The organism is Mesorhizobium sp. WSM4814, from assembly GCF_055811595.1.
On record NZ_JBVVQT010000008.1, the window covers coordinates 96,504 to 111,762 of the forward strand.

Genomic DNA, 15,259 nt, shown 5'->3' on the forward strand with positions numbered 1-15,259 from the left:
ACTCATTTTGCGCATGATCCTTTCCGAACCTATGGTTCGGGTTCATGCGCGAAACGATGGTTTGCCAGTGTGACTTAGAACCGAAATTCGCTCACTGCGATGCTCCAAGGTACCGCGAATTTCGGATTCGCCACACTAGCCGGCAGCGCCTATATCGGGGCGGACCGAAGCCCCGAGAGACCCCATTTTGGCATCATCGCTGACCACTTTCACCGACGAGGCGAAGATTGCCCTGGATACGCTGTCGGGGCGCGCTACCGGACTTTTTTCGCCATCGCTGCGGCTGGGTGTTACCGGCCTCTCCCGCGCCGGCAAGACGGTGTTCATCTCAGCCTTTGTCCACAATCTGATCCATGGCGGGCGGTTGCCGCTGTTCGAGGCGCAGAAATCGGGGCGTATCGCCCGTGCCTTTCTCGAAGAGCAACCCGATGACGCCGTGCCGCGATTCCAGTACGAGGACCACATCGCGGCCCTGGTCAACGACCGCCTGTGGCCGGATTCGACACGTGCCATTTCCGAGCTGAGGCTTACCATCGAATATGAATCGGCCTCCGGCTGGAGCCGCATGTTCTCATCAGGCAGATTGTCGGTCGATATCGTCGACTATCCTGGGGAATGGCTGCTTGACCTGCCGCTGCTCGGGAAATCCTACGCTGATTTCTCACGCGAAGCCTTTGACATGGCCGTGCTGCCGGTGCGCGCCGACCTTTCGCAGGAATGGCGCGCGCTCTCCGCCGCAATCGACCCGAATGCCGACGCCGATGAGATGACGGCGCGACGCCTCGCCGAGAGCTTCGCCGCATATCTCAAGACATGCAAGCTCGACGAGCGGGCGCTTTCGACCCTGCCACCCGGCCGTTTCCTGATGCCCGGCGACCTTGAGGGCTCACCGGCGCTGACCTTCGCGCCGCTGCCGGGCCTGAGCGAGCGGCGGGCGCGGCCCGGGTCGCTTCAGGCGATGATGGAGCGGCGCTATGAGGCCTACCGGACGCATGTCGTAAAGCCGTTCTTCCGGGAGCACATCACGCGCCTCGACCGTCAGATCGTTGTGATAGACGCCTTGCAGGCCTTGAATGCGGGACCCGGCGCAATGGCCGATCTCGAACGTGCGGTGACCGAAATCCTCGCCTGTTTTCGCCCCGGCCGCGGCAATTTCCTGACCGACATTTTTTCAAGGCGCATCGACCGCATATTGGTGGCGGCGACAAAGGCGGACCATCTGCATCACGAAAGCCATGACCGGCTGCAGGCGATCGTGCGGCGGCTCGCCGACCGCGCCGTGGCGCGGGCGAATTTCACCGGCGCCGATGTCGACGTGGTCGCCCTGGCGGCGGTGCGAGCGACCCGGGAAGGCACGGTCAAGCAAGACCGCGAAACGCTGCCGGTCATCATCGGCACACCGTTGAAAGGTGAAAAGATCAACGGCGAAACATTTGATGGCAGAACAGAAACAGCCATATTTCCCGGTGACTTGCCGGAGAAAATTGATGCAGTGTTCGATGTCTCCGGACCAGACCGTCGGCAGAACCCAGGCCATCGGCAGAGCCCAGGCCCTCGGCAGGGCAATGAGGACCCGGCGATCCGCTTCGTGCGCTTTCGCCCGCCAAAACTCGAACGCACTGCCGAAGGCGTCACGCTGTCGCTGCCGCATATCAGGCTCGACCGCGCCCTGCAGTTCCTGATCGGAGATCATCTGGCATGACCCCGCCCCGCAAGCCGGCGGCATTTCGCATCGAGCCGGAAGCACCGCCAAAGCAACAGGCGGCCTTGCGCCAGCCCGACGCCGCTGCGGCCAGAAAACCACGCACCGTGAACGCTGACCTTGCCGTCGTCACGCCGGCGGAAATCGACGTTTTCGACGAACCGGACATCATCGCCGCCGAACCGCCGCCGGCGACCGCGCCGAGGCAGCGCTCGATATCAGGCAGCCTGTTTTTCGGAGCATTGGGCGTTCTGGTTTCGCTGGCCCTCGGCCTTTGGACCGACCAGCTGATTCGGGATCTGTTTGCCCGTGCCGAATGGCTGGGCTGGCTGGCCGCCGGCATGGCCGTGATCGCGCTGCTCGCGCTTCTGGTCATCCTTGCCCGCGAGTTCCTGGCGATCGCCCGCCTCGCCGAGGTCGAAAAGCTGCAGAAGCTGGCGCTCGACGCCATCGCCCGCGACGATCCGAAAGCCGCTCGCGCCGTGGTCGACGAATTGTCGGCCTTTGTCGCGGCCAAGCCCGAAACCGCGGCCGGCAGACGCGCCCTGGCAGACTTGCGCGACGAGATCATCGACGGTGGCAATCTGGTGCGCCTGGCCGAGACCGAAATCCTCGGCCCCCTCGATGCGCGCGCCAAGGTGATGATCCTCGAAGCGGCAAAGCGTGTGTCGCTGGTGACGGCGGTCAGCCCTCGCGCTCTGGTCGACGTCGCCTATGTCGTGTTCGAAGCCGGCCGGCTGATTCGCCGCCTGTCGGAGCTTTATGGCGGCCGGCCGGGCACGCTGGGGTTCTTCCGGCTGGCACGCAGCGTTCTCGCCCATCTGGCGGTGACCGGCTCGATTGCCGTCGGCGACAGTTTCGTGCAGCAGATCGTCGGCCATGGCCTTGCCGCCCGGCTCTCGGCAAAACTTGGCGAAGGCGTCGTCAACGGCATGATGACGGCGCGCATCGGCATTGCTGCGATGGAGACCGCAAGGCCCCTGCCCTTCAGCGCCGCGAGGCGGCCCGGCATGGGCGATTTCCTGTCCGCGCTGACATCATTTGCAACCAAAAAGCAGAAGGAAACATCCGCTTCCGACACCTGACGACCGTCTTCGACGCCGCACGTCCTGATGGCGCGCAAAGGGATGCTGCAGCACGTTTGTTCTGCCCATGATCCGAGCGCAAACCGCGTCCGATTTTCGGGGTCATGCGCAAGCGGTGACGAAGCATTAACCAATCTTGTTCATGGTCGGACGGGTTCCAAACCAGTCTCTTTGTTGCCGGGTGTCGTCGATGAAAAGCGTGATCTTGTCTAGCGTCCTGCCCATGGCAGTCGTGGTTTCAACAACCGCCGGCATGGCCGAAAAGACCTTTGCGGCAGAACGGGACAAGAAGTTCTTTCAATCGGTGAAAGGCGAATGGGTCGGCCCGGGGGAAATCGTCGCCGGCAAATACAAAGGCACGAAATTCACCTGCAATTTCACCGGTTCGACGCCGGACGGCAAGATCGGCATGTCGCTCGACGGCGGTTGCCGGGTCGGCATGTTCACCCAGCAGATGTCGGCGACGATCCAGCACAAGGGCCGCGAGGGCTACAAGGGCAGCTTCATGGGCGGTGCCGCCGGTTCCGGGCTCGACATCATCGGCGGCAACGTGGTCAGCGCCAACAAGGTCGTCTTCACCATCAACCGTAACCAGTTGCGCGGCGTCATGCAGGCTCTTGTCCCCAACGACAATTCGATGACAGTGACGGTTGCGGTGCGCGTCGACCAGCAGTTGGTGCCGGTCATCGGCATGAAGCTGAAGCGCGTCGATACGCTCGAAGTCGGCTCCATCGCGCCGTGAGTAGTGAATGGTGAATGGTGAATGGTGATATCACTTCAGACTACTACTGACTACTGAATACTGACTACTGACTACTGACTACTGACTACTGACTACTGACTATTCACTATTCACTATTCACTATTCACTATTCACTATTCACTATTCACTATTCACTATTCACTATTCACCATTCACTGCCAAAGCCACGGCCACCGGAGCGCCTGCAACACTGCTGCACCAGTCTCCGGATTCGGACTGTTCGATCTCAGCCGAAGCCCCTATCTTGGCGGCTCGATACCGCAGCACGTGCAGCGGTCGCTAGAGAGAATGGAACGGCAGGCATGGCGGCAGAAGCAGCGGGCAGCGATCTGATCCACGTCGTGGCGCTGCTCGCCGCAGGTGTTGTCGCCGTGCCGATCTTCAAGCGCATCGGGCTTGGCTCCATCCTCGGCTATCTTGCGGCCGGCGTGGTCATCGGCCCGTTCGGCATCGGCATCTTTTCCGAATCGGAAGCCATTCTTCACGTCGCCGAGCTCGGCGTCGTCATGTTCCTGTTCATCATCGGGCTGGAGATGCAGCCGTCACGGCTGTGGGGCTTGCGCCGGGAGATCTTTGGCCTTGGGGCGTTGCAGGTCGGCGTCTGCGCGCTGTTGCTGACCGGGGTCGGACTGGCGGGAGGTTTTCCGGTCTCGCAATCCTTCGTCGCCGGCGCCGGTTTCGTGCTGACCTCGACGGCGATCGTCATGCAGCTTCTGGAGGAACGCGGTGAGATCGCCGCGCCAAAAGGCCAGCGCATCGTCTCCATCCTGCTGCTTGAAGACCTGGCGATCGTGCCGCTGCTGGCGCTGATCGCTTTCCTGGCACCGGGCGGCGCCGATATGAGCGTGACGCAACGGCTGACGGAGGTGGGCATCGGTCTTGCCGCCATCGTTGGCCTGGTGCTGGCCGGGCGTTACCTGCTCAATCCGTTCTTCCGCATCCTGGCGGATGCCCGCGCCCGCGAAGTGATGACCGCCGCCGCCCTTCTGGTCGTTCTGGGGTCGGCGCTTGCCATGCAGCTCAGCGGCCTGTCGATGGCGATGGGCGCTTTCCTGGCCGGCGTGCTGTTGTCGGAATCCACCTTCCGCCATCAGCTCGAGGCCGACATCGAACCCTTCCGCGGTGTGCTGCTCGGGCTGTTCTTCCTCGCTGTCGGCATGTCGCTCGACCTGCACGTGGTTGCCCAGAGCTGGCGGCTTGTCGCCATCTACGTCGTCGCCTATATGGTGATAAAGGCGATCGGCATCTATCTCGTCGCCCGCATCCTCAAGACCGGCCACCGGGAGGCGCTCGAGCGCGCCGTCTTCATGGCGCAAGGCGGCGAATTCGCCTTCGTCCTCTATTCCGCCGCGGCGGCGGTCGGCATCATCGACAGCCAGGCTAACGCGACGCTGACGGCGATCGTCATCATCTCCATGGTGCTGACGCCGCTGGCCATTCTGGCATTGCGGTATCTGACGCCACGCGACGAGCAGTCGCTCGAAGGCGTCGACATCGCCGATGGCCTGACCGGCAGCGTGCTGATCATCGGCTTCGGCCGCTTCGGCCAAATCGCCAGCCAGCCGCTTCTGCTGCGCGGGATCGACGTCTCGATCATCGACAATGAGGTCGAGATGATCCAGGCGGCGGCCGATTTCGGTTTCAAGGTCTATTATGGCGACGGCACGCGGCTGGACATTCTGCGTGCCGCCGGCGCCGGCCGCGCGCGCGCCGTGTTGATCTGCGTCGACAAGCCCGATGTCGCCGTCCGCATCGCAAAGCTGATCAAGGCGGAGTTTCCCCTGCTCACCGTGCTGGCACGCGCTTTCGACCGCGGAACCGCACTGCAGTTGATACGTGCCGACGTCGATTTCCAGATTCGCGAAACCTTCGAATCAGCGCTTGTCTTCGGCGGCTCCACGCTGGAAGCACTGGGCGTCGACCCCGAGGAAGTCGCCGAGGTGATCGAGGACGTCCGCCAGCGCGATTCCGCCCGTTTCGAGTTGCAGCTCGCCGAAGGGGTTCGCGCCGGAGCGCGCTTCCTCAAGGGCAATATCGGCACACCCATTCCGACACCGCTCAGCCAGCCGCGCCGCTCCGGTCAGGCGCTCAATGAAGAAACCGCCGGCGTTCTGCACAAATCCGAGCCTGCCGACTAAACATTGGAGAGCAAACAGATGATCGAACTGGACGAGCGCGCGCTCTCCGTCACCAAATTCTGGCGTGACGCCGGGAAAGATGCATGGTTCGAGAAGAATGACGCCTTCGACGCGGAGTTCCGCAACTGGTTTCTCGAGCTGCATTACGCTGCCGCGCGGCGTGAATGCGACGGATGGTCGGAGCATGCCGAAGGCTCACTGGCGCTGATGATCCTGCTCGACCAGTTCCCGCGAAACTGCTTTCGCGGCACCGGCCATATGTATGCCACCGACCCGCTGGCAAGGCATTTTGCCGAAAAGGCGATCGCCGCCGGCCAGGATCTCGCGCTCGACGAAGAGCTTCGCGTCTTCCTCTATTTGCCTTATGAGCATTCGGAGCATCTCGCCGACCAGCTCAAATCGGTGGACCTCACCACCGCCAAAGCCCAATCCTATCTGAAGTATGCCGTCGAGCACCTGGAGATCATTCAGCGCTTCGGCCGTTTTCCGCATCGAAACAGGATGCTTGGCCGCGAGACGACGCCGGAGGAACAGGTGTTCCTCGACGGCGGCGGGTTTTCCGGCTGAGCTCAGTGCATCGGAGCCAAAAATGGTTAGAGGTTTTGGTTCGATGCTTTAGGTCAGCCACCAATCCCGACCGGACGACAATTGCTCGATGCCGGCGCTGTCGAGAGCGGCAAGCCGCTCTGCCACGCTTCTGCCGTCGACGGTGAGGTCAGGCGCGATCTCGGCCAGCGGCGCAAGAACGAAGGCGCGCTCCAGCATGCGCGGATGCGGCACTTCCAGCCCGGTTTCGTGGATGATCCGATCGCCGAACACCAGAATGTCGATGTCGATCAGCCGTGGACCCCAGCGCTCCTCGCGCACCCGCTTCAGCCTGCGCTCGACGTCGAGACAGAGATCGAGCAATGCATGTGGCGCGAGCACGGTCGAAATTTCGGCGGCCGCATTGAGAAAATCCGGCTGGTCGAGCTTGCCCCAGGGCGGCGTGCGGTAAAGCGAGGAGACGACAACGACGCGCGTGTTCCCGCCGGCGTCCAGCATGCGCAGCGCAGCGCCCATCGACCTTGCCGGGTCGCCGAGATTGCCGCCAAGGCTGAGGTAGACCGTGTTATTGGGGCCAGGCAACGGTCACCTCGACATGATCGAGCACGCCGGGCACCGGCGCGTTCGGCTTGCGCACAGTGATCTCGGCCTTTTTGATCTGGGGAAAGCGGGCTGTCAGCGCCCGGGCCACCTCCAGCGCCAGCGCTTCTATCAGAAAACGCCTCTCCCCGGTGATGATCTTTTCGATCACCCCGAAGGCAACGCCATAGTGGACGGTATCTTCGATGGAGTCATCGACCAGCGCGCGGCCGGGTTCGACGGTGAGCGCAGCGTCGACATAGAAACGCTGGCCGAGCGTCTCCTCCTCATCCAGCACGCCGTGCCGAGCGAAGAAGGCGCAATTTTTCATGCGGATGATATACATCGCTCAGCGTCCTGCTCGATTGGAGCGATGCGCGTCCGCTTGGGCGCACAGACTACGCTCTAAGGCTTTTAATCTACGCATCCTGCTGGAATCGATTTCGATTTGCGAGCTATGCGGCGGTTTCACGCGCCAGCATAGCATCCGCAACCGCCAGCGCATCCACATTGATTGCGACATCGTGGACGCGAAAAAGCCGCGCGCCCTTGAGCCTCAGTATCACGCTCGTCGCCGCTGTTCCTGCGTCTCTGGCCGAGGCGTCGCGGCCGGTGACGGCGCCGATGAAGCGCTTTCGCGATGTACCGGCCATCAGCGGAAAGCCCAAGACATCGAGCTCGGAAAACCGTGCCATCAGGTCGAGATTTTCCTCTGCGCTTTCCTTGGCGAAGCCAAAGCCCGGATCGAGCACGATCTGGTCGTCGGCAACGCCGCTTCGCCGGGCGATTTCCAGGGACTTCCCGAGGAAGAAAAACTGATCCTCGATCACGTCGGGCAGTTTTTGCCTGTCACGCCCGGTGTGCATGATGACAAGGCCGGCGCCGGTTTCGGCCGCGACCCGCGCGATGCCTGGTTCGCGTTGCAGGCCCCAGACGTCGTTGAGGATGTGGGCGCCGGCGGCGACGGCAAGCCGGGCGGTGTCCTCGCGATAGGTGTCGACCGAAATCAGCGCCTCGCCGAGCCCGGCGAGCGCCTTGATGACAGGCAGCACGCGGGCCTGCTCTTCCTCGATGGCTACCGGAAATGCGCCGGGGCGTGTCGATTCCCCACCGACGTCAATGACGGAGGCCCCCTCTTCCACCATCCGGCGCGCCTGGGCAATCGCCTGTTCGGGCGCGACGAACAGTCCGCCGTCAGAAAAACTGTCCGGCGTGACATTGAGAATACCGACGATCTCCGCCTTGCCGCCAAGGTCGAGATGGCGCCCATGCGCCAACTGCCATCGCCCTGTCGTCATTGTCGATAAACCATGTGTGATCCACCAAAGATCAATTCCGTTGCGTCGGCAACGGCCGTAGCGCAAGGTAGGCGAAGAGGCAACATGATGAAACGATCCCTGCTTTGCGCCCTGATGCTTGCTTGTTCCGCCTTGCCGGCGGGCACGGCGAATTTGGTGAAGACATATAGCTATTTCAGCATCGGCGGCAGAACGCTCGATGATATCGGATCCCAGCTTACGAAACTTGGACCTCGAGTGAAGAGCACCGGGATGCGGCATCCAGGCGCCACGCAGATGGCGTTCACCACCCGCGTCAGCTATGCGGAAAGATCGAACTCCTGCGCGATTGCCGACGCCAATGTCACCGTCAAGGTCAAGGTGATCCTTCCCGACTGGCGCCGCCCGCGCAAGGCTGATGCCGGCGTAAGGCTGTTTTGGGATACATTGTCCGCCGACATCAAGCGTCATGAGGACCGCCATGTCGAGATCGCCAAGAATCATGCCGGCGAACTCGAGGATGCGCTGAAGGCGACCCACCCGCGCAAGACGTGCCAGGAGGCCAAAGCCAAGGCAGCGGAGATCTCCGCCGCTATTCTTGCCAAGCACGACCGCGCTCAGATGCAGTTCGATCGCGTCGAAACCATCAATTTCGAAAGCCGCATCCTGCGGCTGCTGCGTTATCGCATGAAGCGCATCGAAAACGGCCAGCTGCCGGGTTAGCTTCGGCCAGACGGTAAGGGCGATTCTCGTCGAGTAAGAGACTCAGCCGGCGACGCCGAGCTTCTTCTGCAGGCTGGTCGACGACGTCGTATACTGGAATACGATGCGCTCGCCGGGGCTGACGATGCGCTTGGCCGCCTGCGCCATCAGCGCGACCTCATGGAAGCCCGACAGGATCAGCTTCAGCTTGCCGGGATACCAGTTGATGTCGCCGACGGCGAAGATGCCCGGCACCGACGTCTGGAATTTCTCGGTGTCGACCGGGATCAGGTTCTCATGAAGATTGAGCCCCCACTCGGCGATCGGTCCGAGCTTCATGGTCAGGCCGAAGAACGGCAGCAACCGAGTGCACGGCACCTCGCTGTCACCATCGGGACCCTTGATGGTCGCCGCCGAGAGATGGCCGTCCGTGCCGGTCAGCCCGGTCACCTGCCCGACCTGAAAATCCAGTTCCTTCATCTCCTGCATGGCGTACATCTTGTTGACGCTGTCGGGCGCCGCGCGGAACTCCGGCCGCCGGTGGACAAGTGTCACACTCTTGGCCACCGGCTGCAGGTTCAGCGTCCAGTCGAGCGCCGAATCGCCGCCGCCGACGATAACCAGGTCGTGGCCGCGGAATTCCTCCATCCGGCGCACCGAGTAGAAGACGCTCTTGCCCTCATAAAGCTCGATGCCCGGAATTGGCGGCCGCTTCGGCTGGAATGAGCCGCCGCCCGCGGCGATAACCACAATCTTGGCTTCAAACACCTCGTTCTCGTCGGTGATGACGCGAAAGCTGCCGTCCTCGAGCTTTTCGAGGCTCGAGACCATGCGGTTAAAGGTGAAGTCGGGCTTGAACGGCGCGATCTGCTCAAGCAGTCTGTCGACCAGGCCCTGGGCCGAGATCGATGGCCAGCCAGGAATGTCGTAGATCGGCTTTTCCGGATAGAGTTCGGCGCATTGCCCGCCGGGCCGATCGAGTATGTCGATCAGATGGCAATTCATGTCGAAGAGGCCGAGCTCGAACACGGCGAACAGGCCGACAGGCCCTGCCCCGACAATCAATACGTCCGTCCTGATGATATCGGTCATGAATGCGCCTTCGATGCGCATGACCCCGAAAATCGGAATCGATTCTCGCCGGGGATCCTGCGCCAAATCACCGTGCTACAGCTGCTTTGCGTGGTCCAGGGAACGTGCGGCGCTGTAGAGAACGGCGCGACACTGCATGACCATTGGCCCGCTGCCAAGCCGGCGCCGGAAAAATCGGCTATATCCCCCGCTTAAGCCTCCACGCTTCAGCCCTGGCGGGCGGGCACGCGCACAACCAGGCCGTCGAGAGCGTCGCGCACCTTGATCTGACAGGAGAGCCGTGAGTTCGGCTGGACGTCGTAGGCGAAGTCCAGCATGTCCTCTTCCATCGCTTCCGGCTCGCCGACCTCCGCCGCCCATGCCTCATCGACATAGACATGGCAGGTCGCGCAGGCGCAAGCGCCGCCGCATTCGGCCTCGATCCCCGGCACGGCGTTGCGGATCGCGTTCTCCATGACGGTCGAGCCGTTTTCGGCATCCACGTCAAAATGTGTGCCATCATGGGCGATGAAGGTCAGCTTGGTCATTTGTCACCTGAAGGGAGTCCCAGCCGAGATAATCACTCCCGCAGACAAGTCAACTGCGGCGCGAAAGCGTCGCTCTATGCCGTTTTTTTTCGGAAATGGGTTTAACGGCTGATGGCGGCGACGAAATCGCGGACTTCTTCGATCAGGGAGCCAAGCCGCTTGAGGGTATTGGTATCTTCAGGTTGAAGTTCGATCGCGCCGGCGCAATCGGCAACAGCGAAGGCGCCGACGCCGCGCGCCGAGCCTTTCAGCCCGTGCGCCAGGAGCAGTCTTTGCTTCACATCGGCGTCGACGATCCTGTCGCGAACCGACAATGCCTGCTGCACGAACAGCGCCAGCACCTCCTGTTCGAGGCTGCGGTCGCCCATCGTCTGGCGCGCCAGATGCGCCAGGTCCACGGGCCGCGACCCGGCCGTTCCCGACACATCGCCGCCGGGCATCGAGAAGGCAATGCCGTTTTCGCCACGCATGACTCTGCAACTCCGTTCTTCCAGCCGCCAAAAAACGAGGCAGCCGCCAAAAAAATAGGCCCATCCTGTGGACGACGGGTTAATGATTGGCCCGAAAAAATGTTGCGATAGCGGCGCCGGAATCACAGTTCTGTTAACCTTATATTTAAAGTTTTACGTATCGCACGGAATGCAGGTTTTCTTTACCCCGGTGTGTCATTACGATACGAAAGGTCCATTTTCAGCCTCTTGCGTGGGACACGAAAAGCAACATCAACAAGTCCCGCGGCAGCTTGTACAGGGTAGCGAAGGCATGGCGAAGAAAACATCGACGACAAGAACGCTTGACAACGACGTAGCCAGGGAACTCGAAAAAGCACTTGAAATCGATCTGAGCGGCGATGCCGGCGGCGATCTCGACATCGCCGCGTCGATGGAGGATCTGGAAGCGCAGATATCGCAGGCCGCCGACGAGTTGGCACGTGAGGGCCGTGACCAGGATGCCGAGCCTGTCGCCAACCAGAACCAGGATGCCGAGCCTGTCGCCGACCAGAGCCAGAATGCCGAGCCTGTCGCCAACCCGAGCCAGAATGCCGAGCCTGCCGCCAATCAGGACCAGAAAGCCCAGGATCAGAGAGAAGCGGCAAACGCCAGGCCGGCTGAACTGCGCCCCGTTGAAACGCGCCCCTTTGAAACGCGCCCCTTTGAAACGCGCAATGGCACGCAGCCGGCCGGCTTCACGCCGGCCAACGATCCTCGTCAAAAAGATTACAAGACGCTGCTGCACACCCTCAATCGGCGTGCCTCGAACACGATCTACTGGGTCGTGGCGCTCGTTTCGCTCGCCTGGATCGCGGGCGCCGGTGCATTGGCCAATCTGCTGTTTGGCCCAGGCATTTGGCAAATCCGCACCCCCGGCCAGTTTTTCGCCCGTCCCGAACTGATGGGCCTGGCGATCGCTGCGATCCTGCCCGTCCTCCTGTTCTGGGCGTTTGCAGCCATGATCCGCCGCGCGCAGGAGATGCGCATCGCTGCTCAGTCGATGACGGAGGTGGCTTTTCGCCTGACCGAGCCGGAGCAAATCGCCCAGGATCGCGTCATGATGATCGGTCAAGCCGTCCGCCGCGAGGTTGCGGCCATGGGTGAAGGCATCGAGCGCACGCTTGCACGTGCCGTCGAGCTCGAAACCCTGGTCCACAGCGAGGTCAACCAGATCGAGCGCTCCTATTCGGAGAATGAATCCCGCATCCGCTCGCTTGTCGACGGGCTGGGCAGCGAGCGCGAAGCGGTGGTCACCCACGCCGAACGCGTGCGCGCCACGATCGCCGGCGCGCATGAGACGCTGAAGGACGATATCGGGGCTGCCAGCGACATCATTCGCGACAGCATCCTCAACGCCTCGACCAAACTGTCGATGACCATCACCAATTCCGGCGAGACGCTGATCGACAGGATCAACCAAAGCTCGCTGTCGATCTTCGATTCGGTGGAAGGCCGGCTCGAATCCATCACTGACCGGCTATCAACCTCCGGCGAAGCCTTCGCCAGCCTTCTCGACACACGCATTGCCAAGCTGACGGAGACGACCGACGGCCTCACCCGGTCGCTGACCGATCTGCTCGACGATCGGACCTCCGGCATGGTGTCCCTGCTCGGCGGCGCCGCACGCACGCTCAACTCCGAATTTGAAGCCAGCCTTGACGGCATCGAGCGGACGCTGGCCGAACGCGGCCAGGTGCTGATCAGCGAGTTCCAGACCCGCGCCGAAGCGCTGGACACCGGCACCCAAAAGCTCAACGCCGCGCTCGAGGCCCGCGCACGCCAGATCAACGAGACCCTGGTCGAGCGCGCGCGCGAAATCGCCCATACCTTCCAGGAGAGCAAGGAGACGCTTTCGGCGATGATCGATCAGGGCAAGACCCAGATCGGCGCCGACATGGCCGACATCGTTTCGTCGACCTCGTCGATGCTCGAAGCACGCGCCGGCGATTTCGCCGGCCGCATGGAAGCGGCCCGTCATGTGGTGTCGCGCGCCTTCGACGCCGACATCCAGCGGCTTGCCGATGCCCGCGTCGGCATCGAGGAGGCTGTCGAGAACCACAGCCGCAAGCTTTCCGAAAGCCGCGAACACATGACGGCGGCCATGCAGGCCGATCTGGAGAAATTCGCCGAAAGCCGCGCCGGCATCGACGCGGCTGTCACCGACCAGGTGCAGAAGCTTGGCGAAGGCCGCAACCTGATCTCGCGCGCCCTCGAGGAGGATCTGCGCAAGGTCAACGAGTCGCGCGCCGCCATCGATGCGTCGCTCGGCAGCCATCTCGAACGGCTCGAAGAGGGCCGCAACAGGCTTTCGCAGGCCTTGAACGAAGACTCCGGAAAACTTGTACAAGCCCGCACAATCATTGACGAAATGGTTGCCGGCCATGTTGGCAAGCTTGCCGAAGGCCGCAGCATTCTTTCACGCGCTCTCGATGCCGATCTCGGCAAGCTGGCCGACAGTCGCGCCAGCATCGACGGCCTGGTCGCTGGCCAGGTCGAGAAGATCGCCGAAGGTCGCGCCTTGCTCGCCAAGGCGCTGGAAACCGACATTGTCGGCATCAAGGGTCTCATCGAGACCCATTCCGCCAAACTGGCGGAAGACCGCAGCGAGCTTTCGCGTTCGCTCCAAGACGATCTGTCGGGCATCCGAGGCCTGATCGAGGACCATTCGGGCAGGCTCGCCGACGATCGCAGCCTGCTTTCGCAAACGCTCGAGGCAGACCTTGCCAAATTGGCGGAAAGCCGGTCGAGCATCGATGGGCTGGTCGCCGGTCAGGTCGAGAAGCTGGCCGAAGGCCGCAACATCCTCAAGCGCGCGCTCGAATCCGATCTCAACACGATCAAGGAGGTCATATCAGGCCAGTCGGAAAAGCTGGCGGAAGACCGTGGTCAGCTCTCTAAGGCGTTGGAAACCGACCTGCAGAGCGTGAATGGCCTTATCTCCGATCACATGAACCGGCTCTCCGAGGACCGTTCAATCCTGTCGAGGGCGCTCGAAGACGATCTCGCCAAGCTGGCCGAAAGCCGGTCCAGCATCGATGGGCTGGTCACCGGGCAGGTCGAGAAACTGGCCGAAGGTCGCGACATTCTCAAGCGCGCGCTCGAATCCGATCTCAACACGATCAAAAGCGTTCTATCAGACCAGTCGGAAAAGCTGGCGGAAGATCGTGGTCAACTGGCGCGAGCGTTGGAAACCGACCTGCAGGGCGTGAATGGCCTTATCTCCGATCACATGAACAGGCTCGCCGAGGACCGTTCAATCCTGTCGAAGGCGCTCGAAGACGATCTCGCCAAGCTGGCGGAAAGCCGGTCGAGCATCGACGGGCTGGTTGCCGGCCAGGTCGAGAAACTGGCCGAGGGTCGCGACATCCTCAAGCGCGCGCTCGAATCCGATCTCAACACGATCAAGGAGGTCCTATCAGGCCAGTCGGAAAAGCTGGCGGAAGACCGTGATCATCTCTCGAAGGCGTTGGAAACCGACCTGCAGAGCGTGAACGGCCTTATCTCCGATCACATGAACAGGCTCGCCGCAGATCGCTCGACCCTGTCCCAGGCGCTCGAAGACGATCTCGCCAAATTGGCGGAAAGCCGGTCGAGCATCGATGGGCTGGTTACCGGGCAGGTCGAGAAACTGGCCGAGGGTCGCGACATTCTCAAGCGCGCGCTCGAATCCGATCTCAACACGATCAAAAGCGTTATATCGGACCAATCCGAAAAGCTTGCGGAAGACCGCTCGATCCTGTCGAAGGCGCTCGAGGACGATCTCGCCAAGCTGGCGGAAAGCCGGTCGAGCATCGACGGGCTGGTTGCCGGCCAGGTCGAGAAGCTGGCCGAAGGCCGCGACATCCTCAAGCGCGCGCTCGAATCCGATCTCAACACGATCAAGGACGTCATTTCAGGCCAGTCGGAAAAGCTGGCGGAAGATCGTGGTCAACTGTCGCAGGCCTTGGAGACCGACCTGCAGAATGTGAACGGCCTGATCTCCGATCACATGAACAGGCTCGCCGCAGACCGCTCGACCCTGTCCCAGGCGCTCGAAGACGATCTCGCCAAATTGGCGGAAAGCCGGTCGAGCATCGACGGGCTGGTTGCCGGCCAGGTCGAGAAGCTGGCCGAAGGCCGCGACCTGCTCAGACGCGCATTGGAAGCCGACCTCAATACCATCAAGGGTGTCGTCGCCGATCAGTCTCAGCAGCTGACCGACAATCGCGCAGAGTTCGCGCGGGCGCTGGAGGCCGATCTCGGCGGTGTCAATGGTCTTGTGAACAGCCACGCCGAGAAGCTCATCCAGGACCGCTCAATCCTGTCCAAGGCGCTCGAAGACGATCTCGCCAAGTTGGCGGAAAGCCGGTCGAGCATC

Annotated in this window: 13 protein-coding genes; 7 read left to right on the forward strand and 6 right to left on the reverse strand. The window is 62.1% G+C overall.

The annotated features are described in order from the left end of the window. Positions 1 to 187: 187 nt before the first annotated feature. The 5 genes from AC0L2V_RS14955 (at position 188) to AC0L2V_RS14975 (ending at position 6,255) form a co-directional block, all read left to right on the forward strand. Positions 188 to 1,702: a YcjX family GTP-binding protein gene (locus AC0L2V_RS14955; RefSeq protein ID WP_473520498.1), complete on the forward strand. Its 1,515-nt coding sequence runs from the start codon at positions 188 to 190 to the stop codon at positions 1,700 to 1,702. Next, positions 1,699 to 2,787: a YcjF family protein gene (locus AC0L2V_RS14960; protein WP_473520499.1), complete on the forward strand. Its 1,089-nt coding sequence runs from the start codon at positions 1,699 to 1,701 to the stop codon at positions 2,785 to 2,787. The genes AC0L2V_RS14955 and AC0L2V_RS14960 overlap by 4 nt, the downstream gene beginning before the upstream one ends. A gap of 190 nt (positions 2,788 to 2,977) precedes the next feature. Further along, entirely contained in the window at positions 2,978 to 3,529 is a 552-nt protein-coding gene (locus AC0L2V_RS14965) for a hypothetical protein (RefSeq protein ID WP_473490259.1), read from the forward strand. A 323-nt stretch (positions 3,530 to 3,852) separates the two neighbouring features. Further along, complete coding sequence (locus tag AC0L2V_RS14970; RefSeq protein ID WP_473520500.1) at positions 3,853 to 5,688, forward strand: monovalent cation:proton antiporter-2 (CPA2) family protein; 1,836 nt, start codon at positions 3,853 to 3,855, stop codon at positions 5,686 to 5,688. A gap of 18 nt (positions 5,689 to 5,706) precedes the next feature. After that, positions 5,707 to 6,255, forward strand: coding sequence for a DUF924 family protein (locus AC0L2V_RS14975; protein ID WP_031255672.1), 549 nt, complete (start codon positions 5,707 to 5,709; stop codon positions 6,253 to 6,255). 48 nt (positions 6,256 to 6,303) lie between these two features. Here the strand turns inward: AC0L2V_RS14975 and folK are convergent, their stop codons facing one another. The 3 genes from folK to folP all read right to left on the reverse strand — a co-directional run bounded on the left by folK (position 6,304) and on the right by folP (position 8,111). After that, positions 6,304 to 6,816 (reverse strand): 2-amino-4-hydroxy-6-hydroxymethyldihydropteridine diphosphokinase, encoded by a 513-nt coding sequence (folK, locus tag AC0L2V_RS14980; RefSeq protein WP_473520501.1) that lies wholly within the window; start codon positions 6,814 to 6,816, stop codon positions 6,304 to 6,306. After that, a complete protein-coding gene (gene folB, locus AC0L2V_RS14985) occupies positions 6,800 to 7,159 on the reverse strand; it encodes a dihydroneopterin aldolase (RefSeq protein WP_027151983.1) in 360 nt (119 codons plus the stop codon). Before folB ends, folK begins: the two co-directional genes overlap by 17 nt. 109 nt (positions 7,160 to 7,268) lie before the next feature. Further along, positions 7,269 to 8,111, reverse strand: a complete 843-nt coding sequence (gene folP / locus AC0L2V_RS14990; protein ID WP_473520502.1) for a dihydropteroate synthase — start codon at positions 8,109 to 8,111, stop codon at positions 7,269 to 7,271. Positions 8,112 to 8,195: 84 nt separating this feature from the next. Between folP and AC0L2V_RS14995 the strand changes: the two genes are divergently transcribed. Beyond that, a complete protein-coding gene (locus AC0L2V_RS14995; RefSeq protein ID WP_473520503.1) occupies positions 8,196 to 8,813 on the forward strand; it encodes a DUF922 domain-containing Zn-dependent protease in 618 nt (205 codons plus the stop codon). A gap of 42 nt (positions 8,814 to 8,855) precedes the next feature. On the opposite strand, the gene AC0L2V_RS15000 is transcribed toward AC0L2V_RS14995, so the two are convergent. From AC0L2V_RS15000 to AC0L2V_RS15010, 3 genes are all read right to left on the reverse strand, one after another. Next, positions 8,856 to 9,884 (reverse strand): NAD(P)/FAD-dependent oxidoreductase, encoded by a 1,029-nt coding sequence (locus AC0L2V_RS15000; protein WP_473520504.1) that lies wholly within the window; start codon positions 9,882 to 9,884, stop codon positions 8,856 to 8,858. 206 nt (positions 9,885 to 10,090) lie between these two features. Then, complete coding sequence (locus tag AC0L2V_RS15005) at positions 10,091 to 10,411, reverse strand: 2Fe-2S iron-sulfur cluster-binding protein (RefSeq protein ID WP_455840385.1); 321 nt, start codon at positions 10,409 to 10,411, stop codon at positions 10,091 to 10,093. 101 nt (positions 10,412 to 10,512) lie between these two features. Next, positions 10,513 to 10,881: an Hpt domain-containing protein gene (locus AC0L2V_RS15010; protein ID WP_027151987.1), complete on the reverse strand. Its 369-nt coding sequence runs from the start codon at positions 10,879 to 10,881 to the stop codon at positions 10,513 to 10,515. 292 nt (positions 10,882 to 11,173) lie between these two features. Between AC0L2V_RS15010 and AC0L2V_RS15015 the strand changes: the two genes are divergently transcribed. Beyond that, on the forward strand, positions 11,174 to 15,259 hold a 4,086-nt coding region (locus AC0L2V_RS15015; RefSeq protein WP_473520505.1), incomplete at its 3' end, for a coiled-coil domain-containing protein.

Bases quoted from the DNA above. Each gene is read 5' to 3' on its own strand.
- AC0L2V_RS14960 (WP_473520499.1), top strand. From the start codon at position 1,699: ATGACCCCGCCCCGCAAGCCGGCGGCATTTCGCATCGAGCCGGAAGCA.
- AC0L2V_RS14965 (WP_473490259.1), top strand. From the start codon at position 2,978: ATGAAAAGCGTGATCTTGTCTAGCGTCCTGCCCATGGCAGTCGTGGTT.
- AC0L2V_RS14970 (WP_473520500.1), top strand. From the start codon at position 3,853: ATGGCGGCAGAAGCAGCGGGCAGCGATCTGATCCACGTCGTGGCGCTG.
- AC0L2V_RS14975 (WP_031255672.1), top strand. From the start codon at position 5,707: ATGATCGAACTGGACGAGCGCGCGCTCTCCGTCACCAAATTCTGGCGT.
- folB (WP_027151983.1), bottom strand. From the start codon at position 7,159: ATGTATATCATCCGCATGAAAAATTGCGCCTTCTTCGCTCGGCACGGC.
- folP (WP_473520502.1), bottom strand. From the start codon at position 8,111: ATGACGACAGGGCGATGGCAGTTGGCGCATGGGCGCCATCTCGACCTT.
- AC0L2V_RS14995 (WP_473520503.1), top strand. From the start codon at position 8,196: ATGATGAAACGATCCCTGCTTTGCGCCCTGATGCTTGCTTGTTCCGCC.
- AC0L2V_RS15000 (WP_473520504.1), bottom strand. From the start codon at position 9,884: ATGACCGATATCATCAGGACGGACGTATTGATTGTCGGGGCAGGGCCT.
- AC0L2V_RS15005 (WP_455840385.1), bottom strand. From the start codon at position 10,411: ATGACCAAGCTGACCTTCATCGCCCATGATGGCACACATTTTGACGTG.
- AC0L2V_RS15010 (WP_027151987.1), bottom strand. From the start codon at position 10,881: ATGCGTGGCGAAAACGGCATTGCCTTCTCGATGCCCGGCGGCGATGTG.